Here is a 20,033-nt window from a genome sequence, read left to right on the forward strand (position 1 = left end):
GCTGTTTGTAAGTCCGCCCCATGGCAACACCTCCAGATGGAAGTGTTGCACTTCGTTTGTGAACTCAGGGGACCCATTACCCCAAGACGTAGTTTGGCGAAGATTCGTTGTTCGGTACGCCGACCTTCCGCCACCGAAAAATCACGCGGTATGGGTCCTGGCTTTCGCCAGGACGACGGCTTTGGTGGAGCGCCGGTCTACTTCCCTCACGGTCCGCCGCCAGGCAAACCTCACCCCACCACGATCTCCCCCGCCTCCCCCGCCTCCCCCGCCTCCGCCGCCATGCCCACATGCGGCGGCAGCGGCATCGGCACCGTCACATAATCCTTCGGCAGATTCACCGGCCGATAGCCCGGCTCCACCGCCATCCGCTTCAACACACTCTCGTGCACATGCGCGCCTTCGGGGATCAGGCGCGGTTCGCAATCGGGGATGTAGAGCCCGAGAAACACCTTGCGCTCCGGCCATTCCTTGTAGATCGCGCGCTTCGGCAGATACTCCAGCACGCGCCACACCGCCGTCATCGAATTGTGCAGCTCGCCCGCCTTCCCGGTGTATTCAGGCGGCACGTATTGGAACGGTGAGTTCTTGCGCTGGATGCCCCAGGCGAGCTGGTTCACCGTGCGCGGGTTGAAGTTCAGGCCCGCCTTGGTCGCCTCCTCGATCATCCAGAGCAGCGGATATTTGGACTCGCCGCTCTCGGCTTCCGGATAGCCGCCGCCGACGTCGCAATGCACGCCGGCGAACCACACCTGCAAAATGTCCTGCGGCTCCTTCTTGTGATCGGGCACGAAGCGGTTGCGCCAGTACTCCTGCGGCTCCTCATACTGCTTGAGGCGGAACATGCAGCGCTGCTCGTCGATCGCGATCGCCTGGCGGAAGATGTTGACGCTGGGATTGCGCAGCGTGAAGGCGAGCTCCTCGAAGCTCGGCAAATAGCCCCGGTCGGCGCGCGGCACGATCACGCTCGCCACTGTGTCCCAGACGCCGATGAAGTGGATGGTCGGCCAGCGCGACGAAGTAATGCGCGCGAACTGGGCGGCGAGATCGAACTTGTTTTTCGGCAGCGGCCCGCTGTCGTCAAAACCCTCGTCGATGAGGTCGCTGACATCGTTGCCGCGCCCGGTGCCGGAATATTGCTTGTAGGCGACGAGGCCAGAGCCTGCGAGGTTGGCCTGCTCCGGCGAGATCAGGCCGATCTTGTGGATCAGCCCCGCCAGCACCCGCACGGTATAGGCGCCGCGCGAGAAGCCGAACAGATAGATCCTGTCGCCTGGCGCGTAATGTTCGACCAGGAAGCAATAGGCCGACAGCGTGTTGTCATCGAGCCCGTAGCCGGTGGCGAGCCCCAGCACCAAATTGACGTTGGCTTTCCAGCGGTGCCACGTCGACGGCTCCGTCACCGTGCCGACGCCGGGATCGTAGAACACCATCTGCCGCGGCCGCGTCTTGTCGGTCTTGCGCAGGCAGCGATAGAGCTTCAGGACGTTGGAGATGTTCTCCGAGATCTCGTTGCCGGTGCCGTCACAGCAGATGACGAGGTTCTTCGGCTCGGATGTATGCTCGGCGTTGCGCTCGTGCTCCACAGGATACCCCTCCCGCTGATGCTACCCGGGCGAGTATAGCGGAAAAGAGTGGGGAGAGGGAGATGTATGGCTGGAAGTTCGACTGCGGCCATCCTTCGAGACGCCCGCCTGCGGCGGGCCCTCAGGATGAGGGATGAGTATGCGGCGGCATTTCACGCAGATGCATGCAGCCAAGCCTCATCCTGAGGAGACCGCGAAGCGGTCGTCTCGAAGGACGAGGCGCTCGCTCAGGCGCCGCTGAGGCGTCCTATGCGAGAGCCCCGCCGTTGTGAAAGAGGCCTCGCCGCTACTTCTTCTTCTGCCCGATCTCCGGCTGCCACGCAGCATCCTTGCGGCTGGGCGCTGCGGCGCTGGTCTTGATCTTGTCCTTCTTCGGCTTCTTGGTCTCGCGGTTGCTGCGTTGCTGTCCCTTGGCCATGACGTCGTCTCCTCCTGGGTTTCGAGTTCGTCCGCGTGCGAGATCGGCGCTGCAATGGTCGCTAAGCAGGGCTGTGAGATGCACCCACCCGAGCCATTGAAAGATCGCCGCCGCGCACACGAGGCGCGAAAGATGCAGCGCAACATCGACGCGCGGCAATTGCGTGAGCTGCGCTGACGTGGTCGAGCGTACGCCCGCGCCCCGCCGATGGCGAGGACTAAAACGCCGCGCGCGAGCACCGCGCTTGCGCCTTAAGTCCCGGCCCGCGCTGACATAAAGCTGGCTATTGCCGCGCAAGGGGCGCATGGTCGCGACCAGCTGGCGTCGGTTGGGGCCCCTTCTTTGCGAAAGGCAGGCGCGCATGACCATCCGCTCGCGGCGAGAAACCATCACCTTCAAGCATCCATTCCACATCCGCGGCCTCGAGCGCGAATTGCCGGCCGGCGCCTATGAGGTCGTCACCGACGAGGAGATGATCGAGGGCCTGTCGTTCGCGTCCTATCGCCGCGTCGCCACCATGATCACGGTGCCCTCCGAAGGCGTGCGCGGTGCGACGGAGATGCTGTCGATCGGCTCGGTCGACCTGGCGGATGCCCAACGTATCGACGCGAGTGCCTGAAATGACTGACATCCCGGTCGATCTCGACAGCCACCGCGGCATGGCCGCCCAGAAGGCAACCGATCTGCGCCGCGCGCTGGCCGATGTCGAGGCCCAGGTCAGGGAGCTGCGCGAGCGCGAAGCCGATCTCGAAAACCGCATGATGTCGGTGCCGGCCGCGTCCTGGCCGGAGGCCGCCGTGAAGGCCCGCCATCTGCTCAACCTCTATGCCGCGAGCCTGCCCGCGGAAGACACCCGCCACCGCGCGCTGGTGGCCGCGCTGTTCGACGATTTCGCAAGGCTCAACGGCGACGGCTAACGGCGAGCCAACTCGTGGCGCTATCGCGCAACGCTCGCAAACACCGGCGTCGTCCTGGCGAAAGCCAGGACCCATAACCACCGAAGTCAGTTGTTGTGCATGCTTGTGCCACAGCGTGCTTCGATACGCTGACCGGCGCCCCTCATGCGCAATTGCGCACAAGCCCGGCACGACGCGCGGACAAAGGAGTACCCCATGACGCTCACCACCAGCCGCTTCATCGCCCACGACCAGGACCGCGGCATCGTCCAGTTCTCGATGCAGGACGGCGCAAAGGAGATCGCCTGCGCGATCTCGACCTCCGCCATGGACGACCTCGAGCGCGGCCCGCGCGCCCGGCCCAGCGAGCGCGAAGAGCAGTTCACGCGCCTGCGCGAACGCATCGAAGCCTGCACCGGGCGCAAATATCAGGCGACCGAGTTCGAAGGCACGCCGCCGGGGATCGTGCTGCGGAGCATTGATTTTCGGGGGTAGGGGCGCGACGACGCCTACTTCGGCGGTTCCTGGGGCTTGCCCTGGAATTGAATGTTGCACTTCTTTGCGATCGAGGCCTGCTCGACCGCGATCAACTGTCCCTTCATTTGGGCGAGTTCGGCCGCAGCCTGTTTGTCGCCGCCAACCAGGAACGCCGCGGGCCAGAACACAACGACGGCAACGCCCGTCGCGACCTGATCCTTGGTGCGCTGGCTGTCTTGAACGCCGGAGAGGGTCGCAGCTCTGGCTGATACCGACTGCGCCTCGAGCGCGAGCTGCTGGCAGTTGTACTGCTGATACTGCACCGGCGAGACGTAAGCCGCCGAGATGTCAGATGAAGACGACGCACAGCCAGCAAGAGCGGTCGCAAGGACCGCCAGGCCCAAATTGCGCATTAGAAGAATCCCCCCGGAAAGTTGCACAGAAGCGCAACCACTGCGGGAGATCAATAGGACCTTGGCTTAACTAGTAGCACTACGGGGTGGCTCGTTGTGCGGCGGCAAGTGATGGATCGACAACTCTGAGTCTTGGATCGTCGCCACGTCGTATGAACTTCCAGTTCTCGATGCAGGACGGCTCGAAACGAGCTCGCCTGCGCGATCTCGACCTTCGCCGGGGACAGGGGTCTTTTCTCTATCAACCGCTGATTGCGTTGGTCCGGCAGTATCCCTAAGCTATCTGCTTCTGATTCAATCCATATTGCAGGCAAATGACAAGAGACAGCGGCGGTTACGATGAAGGCTATTCATCGAGTGATTGCTTTTGGGGGACGTCCCCCGGCTCTTTAGTGAAATCATTTCTCGAAGAGCATCGGGATTTACGTGGAGTTCGCGTACTCGATTTAGGTTGTGGGGAAGGGAAGAACGCCGCCGCATTTGCTCAATGCGGCGCAAGCGTAACAGCAGTTGATTGCTCCGCGAAGGCTATAGAAAATGGTCGGCGCTCGTTTCCAGACCCGCGAATTGAATGGCTCGTCTTGGACGGAGGTGCTTATCTTACTAGGGATGAATTATTTGATGTGATTGTGCTCTATGGCTTAGCGCACTGCCTTAGTTCCTCTGAAGAGATATCCTCACTGATCCAAACGGCGCTGCTGAGGACACGGCTTGGCGGGTATCACTTCCTTGTTTCATTCAATGATGGGCCCCATGATTTATCTGCCCATCCGAACTTTTCGCCAACCCTATTGGCTCATTCGTTTTATGTAGAGCAATACGAAGGCCACACGGTCTTGGCTGAGTCTGACTCGATCATTCACGAGACGCATCCCCATAACAACATCCCGCATTTTCACAGTCTTACTCGTTTACTGGTGAAGAAGGTTCGATGACCTGTCCCCCCGATCTTCGAAGACTATACCGCGATAGGCGCGTCGTCCCGTTTGTCGGCGCAGGAGCGTCGATGTCAGTTACCTGGGACGGAGGAACCAAGAGAGGGCCGTCTTGGGAAGCGATGGTGGACCAAGCAGCGAAGCTGATTGGCTGTAATGACGAGAATTTGCTGCGGATGCGGGGAAGTGACCTCCAAATCTTGGAGTACTTCAAGATTTTGAACCGCGAACTCGCACCGCTAACGAATTGGCTTTCGCTACAATTCGCTGAAGCGACGGATGCAGACATTCTTGCTTCGCCGGTGCATTCAGAGCTGGTCCAACTGGATCGTTGCAGCCTCTATTATACAACAAATTATGACGATTTTATCGAACGAGCTCTAAAGAAGAGCGGACGGAACACGCACATCGTATCCGGCGAGCACACAATTGCGCATGATAGGTCCGTGATCGAAGTCGTCAAATTTCACGGCGACTTCAATAGTCCTCAACAGATGGTTGTCTCCGAATCGCAATACATGGAGCGGATGCGATTGGAAAGTCCAATGGACTTCAAGTTACGGGGCGACATACTCGGTAGAGCCGTTCTGTTTATCGGATACAGCTTCCGCGATCCGAATGTGAATTACTTGTTTCACATCGTGAATCGCTTATTTTCCGATCTGCCGAACTCTTCGAGCGGAAGAAGAGCATATATAGTTCTGCCAGAGCCGTCGGAATTCGAGCGGCGCCTCTTCAATGAGCGCAACATCGATGTCATACCCGTTGGGGCGGAAGATATTTCAAAGAACGTCGCTGAAGTGCTTCATGAGATGAGAATCTAGTGATGAGCTCCTCTCCCATACAAATCGCGTATTGCTCCTGGAGCGATTACAAGAAGGAGGAATGGGCATTAGCGAAGGACACGATCGAGCTTGAGTACACCGGAAAGACGCTGGGCGAGCTCTTCGATATTCGCTTTAGGAAGATCGCAACAACGGAGCCGCTATTATGCGATCTTGAGTCTATGGTGAAGTTCAAAGTTGAATCTGCGTATCGACAGATTCAGATACCCTGCATTGTTGAGCATGCAGGGCTCGTTCTGGAAGGCTTCGGGGATAAGTCGTTTCCGGGTGGGCTTACTCAGCCGATGTGGGACTCTCTTGCCCCCGAGCAGTTTGTGGCGGCTTGTTCGACGCTCACGACTAGAGCTATTGCGCGAGCTGTAGTCGGCTATTGTGACGGTCTAAACGTCCACACCTTTGTTGGCGAAACCCTAGGCGCTTTGAGTAATTCTCCAAGAGGAACTAGAGAGTTCTACTGGGACACCATTTTTTGTCCTGACGGCTTTGGCGGTCGGACCTATGCGGAGATCGTGAAGGACGACCATTCAGGTCTTGGGGAGAAACTCGTCGTATCGCAATCAATTAAGGCCCTCAAGGCATTCATGAGGTATCGCTTGGCCGCTGAACCGTCTTTGTTTCCAGCGCTATGAACGCATTTGCGGCAATAGTTCGTCTAGCGTTCGCCGAAAGGCCTCCATCCCAAAAGAGTTGTAGATGTAGGCGTTTGCTCGGCGCCCCAGGCTTGAGATCTCCCCCTCTACTGGGGCATCGTATACCTTAAGAAAATCGCGATAGCTGAATTTCAGCGTTCCTGCCTCTCTGGCGCGATACATGTCGAACGCGAGATCCGGTGGAGTCTGCACAAAGAGTAGTCCGATCCCGCCAGCGCACTTTCTTTCTAAGTGCTCGAAGGTGTCGAGATTTCGAATTCCATCGACAATCGTACGATTGCCACCTTCGTGCGCGATTTGGCTCGCTATGGCGTCAGCCAACTTCTTAGTGCCGCCTTCCGCGCTGATGAATTTGTATGCTCGAGTTTGAAATTCCTCTCGTCCAATCTCCCCGATTGGAGGTGATTCCATTAGCGCGCGAACCAACTCCCCAGTCTTGATCAAAGAGCAGTGTAGGCGTTGGCTGAGGTAATTGGCGGTCTCCGACTTCCCCGATCCAATTCGGCCCGCGACAACTAAGATGCGGTCGCTCGCGAAGCGAGAGTTATTTACGATTTCGAGTCTTGCTCGCGTGAAGAGAGTGGACGGATAAAAGCGTCGCAAACATAGCTGCGACCAATATTCGAAATCTGTTATGTCGACCTTGTCCTTTGAAAGATCGATCCATCCCAAGCCTTTGATCGATGAATCGCCCTTCTGCAGCTTCTTGGCTGTGTTCCAATCGGGAAGCCATGCACGGTAAACAACGGCAACGTGCCGCCTTCCGACCTCCGAAGAGTCGTCGTTCAGAACTCCCAAACACTCTAGTGGAACGCTCTGAAAGAGATCGATAGTAGGCTTGTCTGTAAGACTTGCCTCAGCCGAGACCTTGCGTTTCCGTCTGGTTCGGTCTGGCAAAAAAAGCTCTTCCGCGAGCTCTCTGCGTCCGCAAGCTGACAAACCAAAGTCGGCTCGCGAAAGCATATCGAGATCAGCGGCGCTGACGTGGCCACCGAAGCCAATGCACTTCGATCCTCTTAGAAATTCGGCTGCTCGGCTGAGATAGGATCGCTTGAAGAACAGCAAGCGCTGACCACATTGAACCAAGACGTACGTTATGAATTGCTTCGCGTCGTTGTTGACCTCAGCCTCAGCTCGCCCGAGATAGGTGGTAGTTTTTTCGCTAAGAAGCTGCCCGAGTATCAAGGGTGTATCGGTGTCTATACCCTGAAAGGTCAGGACATCGCGATATGCAGGCTCTGGAACGCACAGAACTTCTTCTCGCGGCGTATTTAGTACACGGCGCTCGGCTACGTATTCAGACTGAACTTCGCCCGGCGCAATGTCCGGTTCACTTACTGGTGCTCCTAGCGAAGCGCGAAGGGTAAAGCGCCCGCGACCAGTTCGGACAAATCGTGAGTCAGTCTTTCTGTGTAGGATGTCCATGCTAAGCCGAGCCTGCATGGATTTCTGGGGTGTGCGACCCATTGTGTGGTCGCCAAAGAGTCCTTGCTCGACTCCTCGATCAACAATCTCACCAGCGCTAAGTGGGACACGAGACTTGCTCAACACAATCTCCGCGACACGAAGAAAGGTTTGTCGTTCACCTTCGACGCGCTCGTCGGTCTGATTCTGCACGGCAACCGTTTGTTTTTGGTAACTATGCATTAGGATGACGTGCTTCCGCTCGGCGAGTGCTCTCTCAAAAGCTACCTCGATCTAGGCCGCGCGCGAAGGACGATACGGCCGTCGTTGAGAGGCTCCCAAAAATCGTGTCAATTGATGATCTTAGCGTAGCCTACTCCAAGCGATGCGGCGACATAGACATTTGCACCGCAAAAACAAAAACGGCCGGATCTTCCGATCCGGCCGTCACGCAAAACTTGATCCGGCTGAGCCTACGCCTCGCGACGCAAGCCCTCGCCAATCCGAAAATTCTTAGCTCGCCTTCTTCTCCGGCGCCGGGGTCGGGCCGACCTTCTTCTGGATGGCGCGCTTCAGCTCGAGGGCGCGGGGCGACAGCACGGCGGCCTTGGCCTTGAGCAGGAAGGGATCGAGGCCGCCATTGTGGTCGACGCTCTTGATCGCGTTGGTGGAGACGCGCAGGCGCACGTTGCGGCCCAGCGCTTCGCTGATGAAGGTCACGTTGACCAGGTTCGGCAGGAAGCGGCGCTTGGTCTTGATGTTGGAGTGGCTGACCGTGTGGCCGACCTGGGGGCCCTTGGCCGTCAATTCGCAGCGGCGAGACATGGCAAAATCCTCAATCTTTCCCAACGATGTGCGGCCGCCATTCGGGGCGCCACGGGCAAATTCTCTGTCCTTGCAGGGAGCGGGCGGACGTATAGGGGGGAAGCGGCGGGACGTCAAGGTTTTGGCTGCTGCTTTCGCCTCTCCCCGCCTGCGGGGAGAGGCCGGAATGCGCGCGATCAGCGCGGATTCCGGGTGAGGGGGAGTCTCCGCGAGGGCGCTGTGGGTTGAGTGTACTCAATTCTCACCTCCCCCCAGGAGAGCTCCCCTCACCCCGACCCTCTCCCCGCAAGCGGGGCGAGGGGGAAGAGGCAGCGGAGTGAGGTGCGCGGTTCTAACCCGCCCCGATCACCAAAACGGCAATGATTGTCGCGCCTTACCATCACATAAAGGGCGTATTCGCGCCCGAAGAGTCCAGTGGAGTTCCGGGCGCGGATAGGCCCGGATGCATTGCTTGGCGCGCTTTTTGGCTTAAGTAACAACCGTTCGCGCCCCGATTGGATTGTTTCGTGCTCACAACGCCTCATCTTGCGTCCGGCCTGCGTCCAAATGAGCTGCGCTCAGCGGAGCGGCGCGCAAGGAATCCGCGCGCAAGTCATCCGCGCTCTGCCGGCCGCTGGGTCATGGCGGCCCTTTTCGGGCTGGTTTTGGCGTGGGCGGCGGAGCCCGCGGCGGCGCAAGGCAAGCTCGAGGCGCAATACGAGGCGACGCTGGCGGGCATTCCGGTCGGCAAGGGCGCCTGGAATATCGACATCCAGGACGATGTGTTCGCGGCCGCGGCCTCCGGCGGCACCTCGGGGCTTCTAAAATCCTTCGCGGGCGGGTCCGGCACCGGCGCCTCGCAAGGGCGCGTGGTCAACGGCGCGCTGGTCGCGACCGGCTACCAGGCCTCCACCACCACCTCGAAGAAGACCGAAGAGATCCGCATCACGCTCGACAAGGGCAATGTGAAGGATTTTGCGATTCTGCCAGAGCCGCCGGTCGATCCCGACCGCATCGTCGTCACCGACGCGCATCGCCGCGGCGTCTGGGACCCGATGACGGCCTCGCTGGTGCGCGTCTCAGGCACCGGCGATGTGCTGTCGGCGGACGCCTGCCACGGCAGCGCCGCCGTGTTCGACGGCCGCATGCGCTACGAGCTCAAGCTCGATTTCAAGCGCATGGAGAACGTCAAGGCGGAGAAGGGCTATCACGGCCAGGTCGTGGTCTGCTCGCTATATTTCGTGCCCATCGCCGGCTACATCCCCGACCGCCCCGTGATCAAATATCTCGCCGCCCAGCGCAACATCGAGGTCGCCTTCGCCCCGATCGCCGGCACGCGCATCCTGGTCCCGTTCTGGCTGAAAGTGCCGACCCCGCTCGGCCCGGCCATGCTGGAAGCAACCAGCTTTATCACCACGGCCCAGCCGCCCAGGGTCGCGAAGACGCAGTAGGGCCTGGCTGTCGTAGCCCCGGCCTCGCTGCCGTAGCCCGGATGGAGCGCAGCGCAATCCGGGTTCTTTGCTTGGCCCCCGCATTGCGCTCCGCTCCATGCGGGCTACGGACTTCCCTTTTGGCAAAAATAAACATCAATGAATTCAACGACATGCCTACTGTGCATGGGGTTGTTTTCGCACTTTTTGTTTGGAGGGGTCGAGAGCCGGGAATCCATTTGACTCCTCCCCGATTCTGATTCGACTCCGCGCCGTCCCCAGCTTTAACAATTCCGCCATCGAAACGTCGCTTGTGCGGCAGGCCAAAACTCCATCTAGTGCGAACCCAATAAGCCTCCCGCGACATCTTGCGTGAACGGAACAGGACTCAAGGGGGAGTCATCGATTCGGCCGCGATTCGTTCTCAACTCGTTCCGAAGCTTAAAGCCAACGGGAAAAGCGTCGCAAAGTGAGACAGTTGCGCGGGATTTGGGGAGGGGCGCCGCATTCTCCGCCGTCATGCCCCGGCTTGACCGGGGCATCCAGTACGCCGCGCCCTCTCGGCTTGATCTGCGCCGCCTCTGGAATACTGGATCGCCCGGTCGAGCCGGGCGATGACAGCAGTGTGTGAGGCCGGCCCTTCGCGCCACCGCCCCAAAACAGCACTGACATTCGCCCCAATCGCCATTACCTAATCCCCCAGATGCCTTTTTCCTCCTCCCCCTTCGCTTCCGAGCGGCTTCCCGGCGCCGGCGTCACTGCGGTGCTTGGTCCCACCAACACCGGCAAGACCCATCTCGCCATCGAGCGGATGCTCGCGCATCCCTCCGGCATGATCGGGCTGCCGCTGCGTCTGCTGGCGCGCGAGGTCTACAACAAGATCGCAGCCCGGGTCGGCCCCGATGCCGTCGCGCTCGTGACCGGCGAGGAGAAGATCAAGCCGAAAGCGCCGCGCTATTGGGTCTCGACCGTCGAGGCGATGCCGCGGGATCTCGACGTCTCGTTCCTGGCGGTCGACGAGGTGCAGATCGCATCCGATCTGGAGCGCGGCCACGTCTTCACCGACCGCATCCTCAACCGCCGCGGCCGCGACGAGACGCTGCTGCTGGGCGCTGCCACGATGCGCCCGATCATCGAGCGGCTGCTGCCCGGCGTTTCCATGATCACCCGGCCGCGCCTGTCGCAGCTGGAATTCGCCGGCGACCGCAAGATCACGCGGCAGCCGCGCCGCACCGCCATCGTCGCCTTCTCGGCCGACGAGGTCTACGCCATCGCCGAGCTGATCCGCCGCCAGCATGGCGGTGCCGCCGTGGTGCTGGGCTCGCTGTCGCCGCGCACCCGCAACGCGCAGGTGGCGATGTTCCAGAACGGCGAGGTCGATTACCTCGTCGCCACCGACGCCGTCGGCATGGGCCTCAATCTCGACGTCGACCACGTCGCCTTTGCCTCCGACCGCAAGTTCGACGGCTATCAGTTCCGCCGCCTGACGCCGTCCGAATTCGGCCAGATCGCCGGCCGCGCCGGCCGCGCCACCCGCAACGGCACCTTCGGCACCACCGGTCGCTGCGCGCCGTTCGAGCCCGAGCTCGTCAATGCGCTGCAGAACCACACCTTCGATCCCGTGAAGGTTTTGCAATGGCGCAATTCGAAGCTGGATTTCGCCTCCCTTGGCGCGCTCCAGGTCTCGCTGAACCTCGCCCCCGGCCATGAGGCGCTGACGCGCGCGCCCATCGCCGAGGACATGCGCGTGCTCGACCACGCCGCCCGCGACGCCGAGGTGCGCGATGTCGCGCATGGCAAGGACGCCGTGGAACGGCTGTGGGAGGCCTGCCAGATCCCCGATTATCGAAAGCTGTCGCCGGCCGCCCATGCCGAGCTGGTCACCACGCTCTACGGCTTCCTGATGCGCAAGGGATGCATCCCCGACGCCTGGTTCAGGACCCAGATCGACCAGGCCGACCGCGTCGACGGCGATATCGACACGCTGTCGGCCCGGATCGCACAGATTCGCACCTGGACCTTCGTCGCCAACCGTCCCGACTGGCTGAAAGACCCGGAACGCTGGCAGGGGATCGCCCGCGAGGTCGAAAATAAATTATCGGATGCGCTCCATGAACGCTTGACTGAGCGTTTCGTTGATCGCCGGACCAGTGTATTGATGCGCCGCCTGCGGGAGAACACGAGCTTGAATACTGAAATCGGCAAGACCGGCGAAGTCATCGTCGAAGGCCATGTCATCGGCCGCCTCGATGGCTTCACCTTTGCACCGGATGCGGCGGAAGCCGGCTCCGATGCGAAAGCGTTGCAGGCTGCAGCGCAGGCCGTGCTCGCCGGCGAGATCAACGCGCGCGCCGAAAAACTGGGCAATGCGCCGGACGAGCAGTTCGTGCTGACTTCGGAAGGCATGATCCGCTGGACCGGCGACGCCGTGGCGCGGCTCTCTGCCGCAGAGGACGCGCTGCATCCGCGCATCCGCATCATCTCCGACGAGCGGCTCACGGGCGCGCCTCGCGACAAGGTGCAGGCCCGGCTCGAGCTCTGGCTCAAGACGCATATCGAAAAGCTGCTCGGGCCGCTGTTCGAGCTCAGCAAGGCCGAGGACGTCACCGGCATAGCCCGCGGCATCGCCTATCAGCTCGTCGAGGCGCTCGGCGTGCTGGAGCGCCCGAAGATCGCCAACGAGCTCAAGGACCTCGATCAGCCCTCGCGCGCGACCTTGCGCAAATACGGCGTCCGCTTCGGCGCCTATCACCTCTATTTCCCCGGCATGCTCAAGCCGGCCGGGCGTGCGCTGGCCGCGCTGCTCTGGGCGCTGAAGCAGGACAATGTCGATCCCTCCGCGCTGTCGGGCGCGCAGCATCTGGCAAGCTCGGGCCGCACCTCGTTCCCGGTCGACAAGCAGCTGCCGCGCGATGCCTATCGCGTGCTCGGCTACAAGCAGGCCGGCGAGCGCGCCGTGCGCGTCGACATCCTGGAGCGCCTGGCCGATCTGATCCGTCCAGCGCTGGCCTGGCGCGAGAACGCGTCCGGCGAAAAGCCCGCCGGTGCGTTCGACGGCCGCAGCTTTGTCGTGACGCAGGCGATGACCTCGCTCACCGGTTCGGCCGGCGAAGACTTTGCATCCGTGCTGCGTGCGCTCGGCTATCGCATGGACAAGCGCCCGCCGCTGCCGGCGAAACCGGTTGTTGCCGAGGCGGCTGTTGCTGAAGCCTCCAGCGAAGAGACGCCCGCAACCGAAACGCCGGCCGAGGACGCCGCAACGCCCGCGGACACCGCGATCGAAGCCGCCGCCGAGCCTGTGACCGTCGAAGACGCGCCCGGCATGGAGCAGCATGACGAGCCCGCGCCTGAAGAGCCGGCGCTTGAGGCGTCCGTCACGCCGGAAGACGCTCCCGGCATCGCGCCACCTGCGGAAGAGGCTGCGGCAGCCGTTCAAGCTGCTGAAACCGCTCCCGCCGAAGCTGTCCCCGCCGAAACCGCGCCTGCAGAGACTGCTGCAACCGAAGCCGCTGCGTCGGCCGATGCGGCGGCACCTGTGGAAGCCGCGGCCACCCCCGCTGAACCCGAGCTCATCGAGGTCTGGCGTCCCGCCGGCCGTCACGACGATCGCAAGCCGCGCCACGAGCGACATCGCAACCAGCGTCACCAGCCGCGTCCGCAGGCGGCTGCTGAAGCAGGCGCTGCGCCTGCCGAAGGCGAAGCCGCGCCTGCCGCCGACGGCGAGAAACGCGGTGAGCGCCATCGTCATGGCGGTGGTCATCGTCGCGATTCTGGTCGCGATGGCGGCAGGGATTTCCGCAAGCCGCGCGAAGGCGGCACCGAAGCCGCGCCGCGTCCGGAGGGGCGCGACGACAAGAACCGCCGCTTCGAGGGCAAGAATGGCGGCAACAAGGATCGCGACAACAAGGATCGCAACAAGGGCAAGTTCGGTGGCGGCGATCGCGACAAGGGCCGCGACAATCGTGGCCGCGACCGCGACAAGGGCCGCGACCGCCAGGGCGGACCCTCGCTGCGTCCCTATGCATCGAGCGCGACCCCGCGCGAGCGCGATCGTCCGGTCGATCCGAACTCGCCGTTTGCAAAACTCGCTGCGCTAAAGGAGCAGCTGTCCGGGCGTAAGGAGTGAGCCCACGACCGAGCGGCAGCGCATCGACAAATGGCTATGGCACGCGCGGGTGGTGAAGGCGCGCACCTCCGCTGCCGAGCTTGTCGAGTCCGGCCATGTTCGCGTCAACGGTGCACGCGAGAAATCGCCGGGGCATGCGATCAAGATCGGCGACGTGCTCACCGTCGCGCTCGATCGCACCGTGCGCGTCTTGAGAGTCATCGCCTTCAACGAGCGCCGCGGCGATGCCGCCTCGGCCCGTGTGCTCTACGAAGAGCTCAGCGAAGGCCATCCGAATTCTCAGCGCAATTAATTGCGCTTTGAATTCATTTCTTGGTCGATCAAGCGCATAAAGCCGTCATGATCGGCCGTTCCTGAGCTTGCGGCGCCGGGCCATCCGCGCTACGCAAGCCGCGACTTTTAAAAGAGCTTTTCGGAGCGTTGGATGACTTACGTCGTCACTGAAGCGTGCATCAAGTGCAAGTACACCGACTGCGTAGAGGTCTGCCCAGTCGATTGTTTCTACGAGGGCGAGAACATGCTCGTCATCCATCCTGACGAGTGCATCGATTGCGGCGTGTGCGAGCCGGAATGTCCCGCCGATGCCATCAAGCCGGACACGGAACCGGGCCTGGAAAAGTGGCTCACGGTCAACGCCGACTACGCCAAGAGTTGGCCGAACATCACCCAGAAGAAAGAATCACCTGCCGACGCCAAGGATTTCGACGGCATGGAGGGCAAGTTCGACAAGTATTTCTCGGCGAACCCCGGCTCCGGCGACTAATTCGGGTCAAACTTAACCCTATTAGCGTCGTTATCGCCGAAAACCAGCCCTTAAGACCCCTAAATCATTGATTTTTGCGGGAAATGTGCTATATTGGGCACATTGAGCCGAACCCTGGTTAGCCCCGTCGGCCCCGTTGGGTTCCCGTGAAACCAAATGTCGAACAGGGGCGTGGCAGTTTCCGCGCGCAGGCTGTGTCACAGAAAACGCGTAAAAAGAGTACTTCAGCGAAGGCTTCCCATAAGGACGCCAAGAAAGTCGCCGCGGCCAGCCGTAGCGCATCCAAGGGTCGGACCGCGACGAAGGCGCCGGCTGCAAAGTCCTCGAAGAACAAAAGAAGCGCAATGCCTAATAAGACTGCCAAGCCGGCCGCGAAAGCGACCGTTGCCAAGCCTGTTGCCGCCAAGCCTGCCGCAAAGCCCGCTGTTGCAAAGACGCCCGCTGCCAAGGCTCCCGCTGCCAAGCCCGCCGCGCCGAAGGCTCCTGTTGCTGCTGCTCCCGCCAAGGCCCCTGTCGCTGCCGCCAAGCCGGCCGTGAAGCCCGCGGCTGTTGCGCCGAAGGTCGAGGAAAAGAAGGTCGTGACCCAGCGTCAGGGCTTCAAGGCCAACGAATTCGTCGTCTATCCCGCTCACGGTGTCGGCCAGATCCTGGCCATCGAGGAGCAGGAGATTGCCGGCGCGAAGCTCGAGCTGTTCGTCATCAACTTCATCAAGGACAAGATGACACTGCGCGTGCCGACCGCCAAGGTCGCCAATGTGGGCATGCGCAAGCTGTCCGAGCCCGCGCTGGTGAAGCGTGCGCTCGAGACCCTCAAGGGCCGCGCCCGCGTCAAGCGCACCATGTGGTCGCGCCGCGCCCAGGAATACGAAGCGAAGATCAATTCGGGCGACATCGTCGCGATCGCGGAAGTGGTGCGTGACCTCTATCGCTCCGAGTCGCAGCCGGAGCAGTCCTACAGCGAACGCCAGCTTTATGAAGCCGCGCTCGACCGTCTCTCCCGCGAGATCGCCGTGGTGCAGCACTCGACCGAGACCGAAGCGGTCAAGGAGATCGAGGCCCAGCTCGCCAAGAGCCCGCGCCGCACCGGCGCCAAGTCCGAAGCCGCCGAAGGCGAAGCCGATGCGGACGCCGAGGGCGATAGCGACGAAACCGATGGCGGCGCCACGGTCGCCGACGAGGCCGCGTAAGCCTCTCGCGCGTTCATCGCAACAGATCAAAAGCCCGGCCGGTTGGCCGGGCTTTTCGTTTTGGAGACGCTGACCGCCCTGGCTCGGGACGGTCAGCGGGCCGAATTGCTTCTGAGCCTATGCGGTCCTGAACGGGATCAAACCCGCGATGCGCCTCCCGAAGCGCCGCTTCCGGTCTCGCGGCCGTCTCCGCCGGCGTCAGTCGCAACTGTCGACCACCAGGCGCCCAACGCATCGATCAACGGCACCAAGGTGTGGCCGGCGGCGGTCAGATCGTACTCGACTCTCAACGGGTATCCGTCGAATTCCGTGCGGGTCACGATACCGGCGTCCTCCAGTTTGCGAAGCTCGAGGGCGAGCATCCTGTGCGAGATGGTCGGATTGTCCCGACGCAAATCGCTGAACCGTTTGGTGCCCTGCTTCAAATAGTAGATCAGAAGCGTAGGCCACCGGCCGCTCAGGATCTGCATCACTTCCTCGATGGGACATCTCGAAACGAGATCTTTCATCGGCGGACTCCAGGTTACAAAAATGTTCGCAATTTACTTGATGGAGCGAGCGACTAGGGTTCGGGACCGCTGCGCAGCGTGATCATCAGAAATCACGGAGAATAGATCGATGGATCCAATCCTACTTTACGGCTTCCCGATGGGAAGCTCCATGGGACTCGTTGCGGCTCTTGAATGGCTGGGCAGGCCATATCGCCTGTGTCGCGTCGACATGCTGGGCGAGATGCTGAGCCCGTCATACGCCAGGATCAATCCGCGACACGAGACGCCTGCACTCATCACGGACCAGGGCAATGTGCTGACGGAAACCATGGCGATCGCGGCTTGGCTCGAAGCCAGGGATACCGAACGGCGCATCAGCTTTGATCCGTTGTCGCCGAAAGCCGATCGCATGCATCAGCTGATGGCGTTCGTGAATACCGGCTTTACCGGCGCCTTCGCGCCGCTTTGGGTCGCAATGGAAGGCGTGGCGATGGACGACGCCATGCGCTCGGCCTTGCGGGAGTTCGGAAGGAGAAAGGTGATCGAACGCCACGACAAGCTCGAAGCCATGATCGAGCCGGCAAGGTTCCTGCTGGCCGACCGGCCGACCCTCGCCGACGCCTTGCTGGCAGGTGTGGCGCGCTGGCTCGACTTCCACGCCGTCGCGGAGAGGAGCCGCTGGCCAAAGCTGGCGGGGCTGCGCCAGCAACTCGAGGCCGATCCCGGGGTCGTCTACGCCACCGCCGTGGAGAGCGGGAGCCATGATCCGGGAGCAGGATCCTGCGCCGGCCATATCGCGCTGGCCGACGTCATCGCGCGATATGGCAGGCAAGCCTAGCCAGTGGAGAGGAGCGGCTTCGATCCGCTCCTCCTTACTTCACCGGCCGCTTCTCGAGCTTCCGCGCCAGCGTACGCCGGTGCATCCCGAGCCGTCTTGCCGCTTCCGAGATGTTGAAGTCGGTCTCGATCAGGGTCTGGTGGATGCGTTCCCATTCCAGCGTTTTGATCGATGTCGGCCGGGCGTCGAGCGCGACCTCGGCATTGCCTGCGGCCTTGTTGAAGGCGGCCTCGATGTCGTCGGTGTTCGACGGCTTGGCCAGATAGTGGCATGCGCCGAGCTTGATGGCCTCGACGGCGGTGGAGATGCTGGCAAAGCCCGTCAGCACCACGATCAACATCTCCGGATCGTGCGCGTGCAAAAGCTCGACGCAGGCCAGCCCCGAGGCGCCGCCGAGCTTGAGGTCGACGACGGCATAGCCGAACGATCGCTCCTCCAGAACTTTCCGCACGTCCTCGATCGAGGCGGCGAGCACGACCTCGTAGTCGCGGCGCTCGAACGAACGCTTCAGGGTGCGCGCGAAGCCGGCATCGTCCTCGACGACGATGAGCGAACGGTCAGGCGTCAAAGCTGCCTCCGATCGCCAGCGTTGCGAGCGGCAGCGTGAGACGGACGGTGGCGCCTCGCTTCCTGTGGTTCTCGGCGGTCACGCTGCCCCCTAGCTTGCGTACCACGTTCACCACCAGGAACAGGCCGAGCCCGCCGCCGGCGCGACCCTTGCTCGATTGATAGGGCTTTCCGAGCTGTGCCAGCATCTCGGGCGCAAAGCCGGGGCCGCGATCGCTGATCGACAGTACGAGATGATCGCCCTCGCGCCCGGCAACGAGCTCAACCCAGTCGCGCGAGACCTCGTAGGCGTTGTCGAGCACGTTGAAGATCACCTGCTTCAGCGCGACGTCCGAGACGATCGCGACGTCCTCGCCGAAGGTGTTGACGAAATACAGCGTCCGCGCCGAGCGCGCGTCGCGCCACTCATCCACCAGCGCGGTGACGAAAGCGGCAACCGTCGTCGGCGACGATCCTTCGCCGCGGGCTTCGCCCGCCGACACCAGAATGCCTGTCACGATCGACTTGCAGCGTTGCAGCGAGGTCTCCATCTCCGCGAGGTCCTCGGCCAGCTCCTGATCGGCGGCAAGGTCGGGCATGCGGCGCCAGTCGCCGAGGATGACCGAGAGCGAGGCGAGCGGCGTGCCGAGCTCGTGAGCCGCGCCGGAGGCGAGCAGGCCCATGCGCACGATATGATCCTGCTCGGCGGCATGCTGGCGCAGCGCCGCCAGATGCGCGTCGCGCTCGCGCAAATTCCTGTTGATGCGGGTGACGAACACCACCAGCAGCACGGCGTTGAGCACGAAGCCCAGCAGCATGCCGGCAACCGTGAGCGTGTAGGTCTCGCTCAGCGGGTTCGGCGGCAGATCGAGCGGCCGGTAGGCGACGGTCAGCCAGACGAAGCTCGCGCAGGTCAGCGCGACCAGCGACCAGGTCGAGCGGCCATCGAGCAGCACCGCGCCCAGCGTCACCTGGAGCAGGAACAGCGAGGTGAAGGGATTGGTGGCGCCGCCGCTGAGGTAAAGCTGCGCCGTCAGCGCGGCGACGTCCAGCATGAGGGCGACCAGCAGCTCGTTGTTGGTGATCGCGGCGCGATGGCGCACCCAGACCAGGCTGGAGATGTTGAGAAATATCAGTGCGCCGATCACCGCGCCCATGCGGGTGAGGGGCAGGGGAATGCCGAGCCAGACATGCACGCCGCCGATGGTCACGATCTGGCCGACCACTGCGGTCCAGCGCAGCTGGATCAGCAGCGCCATGTTCTTGCGGTTGGTCTCGTCGTCGGTCGGCGCAGCGCCGATCAGCTCGCTGCGCGCGTCCGCCTGCGATTGCAGCGTGACGGCGCCCTGCGTCCTTCCGTCGTCAGGTGGGCTCGACGATCGTTCCAGCATCTGATCCCGTCCTGCGGGCGACGGCATCGGAGCCGGCGGCCGCTTCGTGGACGAAGCCGCTCCAGGGCTCCTTGCGGCGGAACAGCCCGCCGCCGAATGTGACGAAAAGTCTACCGGCCAGCATGAACGCCAGGGCAAACCACGTCAGCGCGTAGATCAGGTGGTTATTGGGAAAGCTGATCACGGTCAATCCGCCGATTGGGCCGTTGCCGGATTGTGATCTCTCGGCATCGATGAAGAAGGGCGCGACGCGGTCGAGGCCGCGTGCCGCCGCAATCGCGGCGACATCCCGCGAGTACCACCGATTGTGTTCAGGCACGTTGGTCCTGAGGAATCCGCCTTTTGGCTCCGTCACGCGCAACAGGCCGGTGATCTCGACCTGGCCTTGCGGATTGCCGTCCCGGCGCGTCGACGCGTCGCGCCGATCGGACGGCACGAAGCCGCGGTTGACCAGGACCAGCGTGCCGTCGCTACGCTGAAGCGGCGTCACCACCCAATAGCCCGGGCCTTCTTCGGTGACGGCCTGAACCAGCGTCTCGCGGTCATGCAGGAAACGGCCGATGACGCTGACGTGCCTGTATTCGTCGGTTGCGGCGGAGACGGTCGGCCATGCCGCCGGCGAGGGGATCGGCTGGGCCGGAGCATGAACGCGCTGCTCGACGCGATCGATCAGCGCCAGCTTCCAGGCGCGGCGCTCGACCTGCCAGACGCCGAGCGCGATCAGAAGCGCAAAGGCCGTGAGCGAGAGGACCGCGAGCCACAAGGGCGGGCGCGCGGCCTTTCCGCGAGCCCTGTCTATCTTGCTTGTCACGGTCCGGGTCTTGCTCACTTCA

General features: G+C 62.3%; 21 protein-coding genes. 12 read left to right on the forward strand and 9 right to left on the reverse strand.

The window, feature by feature from the left end; genetic code table 11:
- Positions 1-230: 230 nt before the first annotated feature.
- Positions 231-1,586: a DUF2235 domain-containing protein gene (locus tag AC0L20_RS29910; protein ID WP_473294196.1), complete on the reverse strand. Its 1,356-nt coding sequence runs from the start codon at positions 1,584-1,586 to the stop codon at positions 231-233.
- Positions 1,587-1,872: 286 nt separating this feature from the next.
- On the reverse strand, positions 1,873-2,004 hold the full coding sequence (locus tag AC0L20_RS29915; RefSeq protein WP_007599247.1) for a hypothetical protein: 132 nt from the start codon (positions 2,002-2,004) through the stop codon (positions 1,873-1,875).
- 361 nt (positions 2,005-2,365) lie between these two features.
- Here AC0L20_RS29915 and AC0L20_RS29920 point away from each other — a divergent pair, with 361 nt between their 5' ends.
- The 3 genes from AC0L20_RS29920 to AC0L20_RS29930 all read left to right on the forward strand — a co-directional run bounded on the left by AC0L20_RS29920 (position 2,366) and on the right by AC0L20_RS29930 (position 3,395).
- A complete protein-coding gene (locus AC0L20_RS29920; RefSeq protein ID WP_027515171.1) occupies positions 2,366-2,623 on the forward strand; it encodes a hypothetical protein in 258 nt (85 codons plus the stop codon).
- Between the two features lies 1 nt (position 2,624).
- Positions 2,625-2,921 (forward strand): hypothetical protein, encoded by a 297-nt coding sequence (locus AC0L20_RS29925; protein ID WP_456766645.1) that lies wholly within the window; start codon positions 2,625-2,627, stop codon positions 2,919-2,921.
- Positions 2,922-3,116: 195 nt separating this feature from the next.
- Positions 3,117-3,395, forward strand: coding sequence for a DUF1488 family protein (locus AC0L20_RS29930; protein ID WP_085351675.1), 279 nt, complete (start codon positions 3,117-3,119; stop codon positions 3,393-3,395).
- A gap of 14 nt (positions 3,396-3,409) precedes the next feature.
- Here the strand turns inward: AC0L20_RS29930 and AC0L20_RS29935 are convergent, their stop codons facing one another.
- Positions 3,410-3,790, reverse strand: a complete 381-nt coding sequence (locus AC0L20_RS29935; protein ID WP_473294197.1) for a hypothetical protein — start codon at positions 3,788-3,790, stop codon at positions 3,410-3,412.
- Positions 3,791-4,104: 314 nt separating this feature from the next.
- On the opposite strand from AC0L20_RS29935, the gene AC0L20_RS29940 reads away from it, so the two are divergent.
- The 3 genes from AC0L20_RS29940 to AC0L20_RS29950 all read left to right on the forward strand — a co-directional run bounded on the left by AC0L20_RS29940 (position 4,105) and on the right by AC0L20_RS29950 (position 6,199).
- Positions 4,105-4,725: a class I SAM-dependent methyltransferase gene (locus AC0L20_RS29940; protein WP_473294198.1), complete on the forward strand. Its 621-nt coding sequence runs from the start codon at positions 4,105-4,107 to the stop codon at positions 4,723-4,725.
- Positions 4,726-4,796: 71 nt separating this feature from the next.
- On the forward strand, positions 4,797-5,549 hold the full coding sequence (locus tag AC0L20_RS29945) for an SIR2 family NAD-dependent protein deacylase (protein WP_247820920.1): 753 nt from the start codon (positions 4,797-4,799) through the stop codon (positions 5,547-5,549).
- Positions 5,550-5,551: 2 nt separating this feature from the next.
- Entirely contained in the window at positions 5,552-6,199 is a 648-nt protein-coding gene (locus tag AC0L20_RS29950) for a non-canonical purine NTP pyrophosphatase (RefSeq protein WP_473294200.1), read from the forward strand.
- On the opposite strand, the gene AC0L20_RS29955 is transcribed toward AC0L20_RS29950, so the two are convergent.
- On the reverse strand, positions 6,194-7,867 hold the full coding sequence (locus tag AC0L20_RS29955) for an HTH domain-containing protein (protein WP_473294201.1): 1,674 nt from the start codon (positions 7,865-7,867) through the stop codon (positions 6,194-6,196). The genes AC0L20_RS29950 and AC0L20_RS29955 overlap by 6 nt on opposite strands.
- A gap of 270 nt (positions 7,868-8,137) precedes the next feature.
- Entirely contained in the window at positions 8,138-8,449 is a 312-nt protein-coding gene (gene rpmB, locus AC0L20_RS29960) for a 50S ribosomal protein L28 (protein WP_026232426.1), read from the reverse strand.
- A gap of 620 nt (positions 8,450-9,069) precedes the next feature.
- On the opposite strand from rpmB, the gene AC0L20_RS29965 reads away from it, so the two are divergent.
- From AC0L20_RS29965 to AC0L20_RS29985, 5 genes are all read left to right on the forward strand, one after another.
- Positions 9,070-9,879, forward strand: coding sequence for a DUF3108 domain-containing protein (locus tag AC0L20_RS29965; protein ID WP_354063450.1), 810 nt, complete (start codon positions 9,070-9,072; stop codon positions 9,877-9,879).
- 682 nt (positions 9,880-10,561) lie between these two features.
- Positions 10,562-13,984 (forward strand): helicase-related protein, encoded by a 3,423-nt coding sequence (locus tag AC0L20_RS29970; protein ID WP_473294202.1) that lies wholly within the window; start codon positions 10,562-10,564, stop codon positions 13,982-13,984.
- Positions 13,985-14,006: 22 nt separating this feature from the next.
- Positions 14,007-14,276 (forward strand): RNA-binding S4 domain-containing protein, encoded by a 270-nt coding sequence (locus tag AC0L20_RS29975; RefSeq protein WP_084462124.1) that lies wholly within the window; start codon positions 14,007-14,009, stop codon positions 14,274-14,276.
- Positions 14,277-14,408: 132 nt separating this feature from the next.
- Positions 14,409-14,747: a ferredoxin FdxA gene (gene fdxA / locus AC0L20_RS29980; RefSeq protein WP_007599264.1), complete on the forward strand. Its 339-nt coding sequence runs from the start codon at positions 14,409-14,411 to the stop codon at positions 14,745-14,747.
- A gap of 344 nt (positions 14,748-15,091) precedes the next feature.
- Positions 15,092-15,934 carry a CarD family transcriptional regulator gene (locus AC0L20_RS29985; protein WP_084462125.1) on the forward strand — a complete coding sequence of 281 codons (843 nt, stop codon included), beginning with the start codon at positions 15,092-15,094 and terminating at the stop codon, positions 15,932-15,934.
- A gap of 137 nt (positions 15,935-16,071) precedes the next feature.
- Here the strand turns inward: AC0L20_RS29985 and AC0L20_RS29990 are convergent, their stop codons facing one another.
- On the reverse strand, positions 16,072-16,443 hold the full coding sequence (locus AC0L20_RS29990) for a winged helix-turn-helix transcriptional regulator (protein WP_473294203.1): 372 nt from the start codon (positions 16,441-16,443) through the stop codon (positions 16,072-16,074).
- Positions 16,444-16,552: 109 nt separating this feature from the next.
- Between AC0L20_RS29990 and AC0L20_RS29995 the strand changes: the two genes are divergently transcribed.
- Positions 16,553-17,263 (forward strand): glutathione S-transferase family protein, encoded by a 711-nt coding sequence (locus tag AC0L20_RS29995; RefSeq protein ID WP_473294204.1) that lies wholly within the window; start codon positions 16,553-16,555, stop codon positions 17,261-17,263.
- Between the two features lie 34 nt (positions 17,264-17,297).
- On the opposite strand, the gene AC0L20_RS30000 is transcribed toward AC0L20_RS29995, so the two are convergent.
- Genes AC0L20_RS30000 through AC0L20_RS30010 form a run of 3 tightly spaced genes read right to left on the reverse strand, consistent with a single transcriptional unit; the run spans position 17,298 to position 20,029 of the window.
- The gene (locus tag AC0L20_RS30000) at positions 17,298-17,831 is read right to left on the reverse strand and encodes a response regulator transcription factor (RefSeq protein ID WP_473294205.1); all 534 of its coding nucleotides are present in this window, start codon (positions 17,829-17,831) and stop codon (positions 17,298-17,300) included.
- Positions 17,821-19,200: an ATP-binding protein gene (locus tag AC0L20_RS30005; protein WP_473294206.1), complete on the reverse strand. Its 1,380-nt coding sequence runs from the start codon at positions 19,198-19,200 to the stop codon at positions 17,821-17,823. Before AC0L20_RS30005 ends, AC0L20_RS30000 begins: the two co-directional genes overlap by 11 nt.
- Positions 19,172-20,029: an SURF1 family protein gene (locus tag AC0L20_RS30010; protein WP_473294207.1), complete on the reverse strand. Its 858-nt coding sequence runs from the start codon at positions 20,027-20,029 to the stop codon at positions 19,172-19,174. The genes AC0L20_RS30005 and AC0L20_RS30010 overlap by 29 nt, the downstream gene beginning before the upstream one ends.
- Positions 20,030-20,033 lie beyond the last annotated feature (4 nt).

The organism is Bradyrhizobium sp. Kon58, from assembly GCF_055807455.1.

Excerpts from the sequence above, each read along its gene's own strand:
- AC0L20_RS29915 (WP_007599247.1), bottom strand. The coding sequence starts at position 2,004 with ATGGCCAAGGGACAGCAACGCAGCAACCGCGAGACCAAGAAGCCGAAG.
- AC0L20_RS29920 (WP_027515171.1), top strand. The coding sequence starts at position 2,366 with ATGACCATCCGCTCGCGGCGAGAAACCATCACCTTCAAGCATCCATTC.
- AC0L20_RS29925 (WP_456766645.1), top strand. The coding sequence starts at position 2,625 with ATGACTGACATCCCGGTCGATCTCGACAGCCACCGCGGCATGGCCGCC.
- AC0L20_RS29930 (WP_085351675.1), top strand. The coding sequence starts at position 3,117 with ATGACGCTCACCACCAGCCGCTTCATCGCCCACGACCAGGACCGCGGC.
- AC0L20_RS29935 (WP_473294197.1), bottom strand. The coding sequence starts at position 3,790 with ATGCGCAATTTGGGCCTGGCGGTCCTTGCGACCGCTCTTGCTGGCTGT.
- AC0L20_RS29940 (WP_473294198.1), top strand. The coding sequence starts at position 4,105 with ATGACAAGAGACAGCGGCGGTTACGATGAAGGCTATTCATCGAGTGAT.
- AC0L20_RS29945 (WP_247820920.1), top strand. The coding sequence starts at position 4,797 with ATGTCAGTTACCTGGGACGGAGGAACCAAGAGAGGGCCGTCTTGGGAA.
- AC0L20_RS29950 (WP_473294200.1), top strand. The coding sequence starts at position 5,552 with ATGAGCTCCTCTCCCATACAAATCGCGTATTGCTCCTGGAGCGATTAC.
- AC0L20_RS29955 (WP_473294201.1), bottom strand. The coding sequence starts at position 7,867 with ATGCATAGTTACCAAAAACAAACGGTTGCCGTGCAGAATCAGACCGAC.
- rpmB (WP_026232426.1), bottom strand. The coding sequence starts at position 8,449 with ATGTCTCGCCGCTGCGAATTGACGGCCAAGGGCCCCCAGGTCGGCCAC.
- AC0L20_RS29965 (WP_354063450.1), top strand. The coding sequence starts at position 9,070 with ATGGCGGCCCTTTTCGGGCTGGTTTTGGCGTGGGCGGCGGAGCCCGCG.
- AC0L20_RS29970 (WP_473294202.1), top strand. The coding sequence starts at position 10,562 with ATGCCTTTTTCCTCCTCCCCCTTCGCTTCCGAGCGGCTTCCCGGCGCC.
- fdxA (WP_007599264.1), top strand. The coding sequence starts at position 14,409 with ATGACTTACGTCGTCACTGAAGCGTGCATCAAGTGCAAGTACACCGAC.
- AC0L20_RS29985 (WP_084462125.1), top strand. The coding sequence starts at position 15,092 with ATGCCTAATAAGACTGCCAAGCCGGCCGCGAAAGCGACCGTTGCCAAG.
- AC0L20_RS29990 (WP_473294203.1), bottom strand. The coding sequence starts at position 16,443 with ATGAAAGATCTCGTTTCGAGATGTCCCATCGAGGAAGTGATGCAGATC.
- AC0L20_RS29995 (WP_473294204.1), top strand. The coding sequence starts at position 16,553 with ATGGATCCAATCCTACTTTACGGCTTCCCGATGGGAAGCTCCATGGGA.
- AC0L20_RS30005 (WP_473294206.1), bottom strand. The coding sequence starts at position 19,200 with ATGCTGGAACGATCGTCGAGCCCACCTGACGACGGAAGGACGCAGGGC.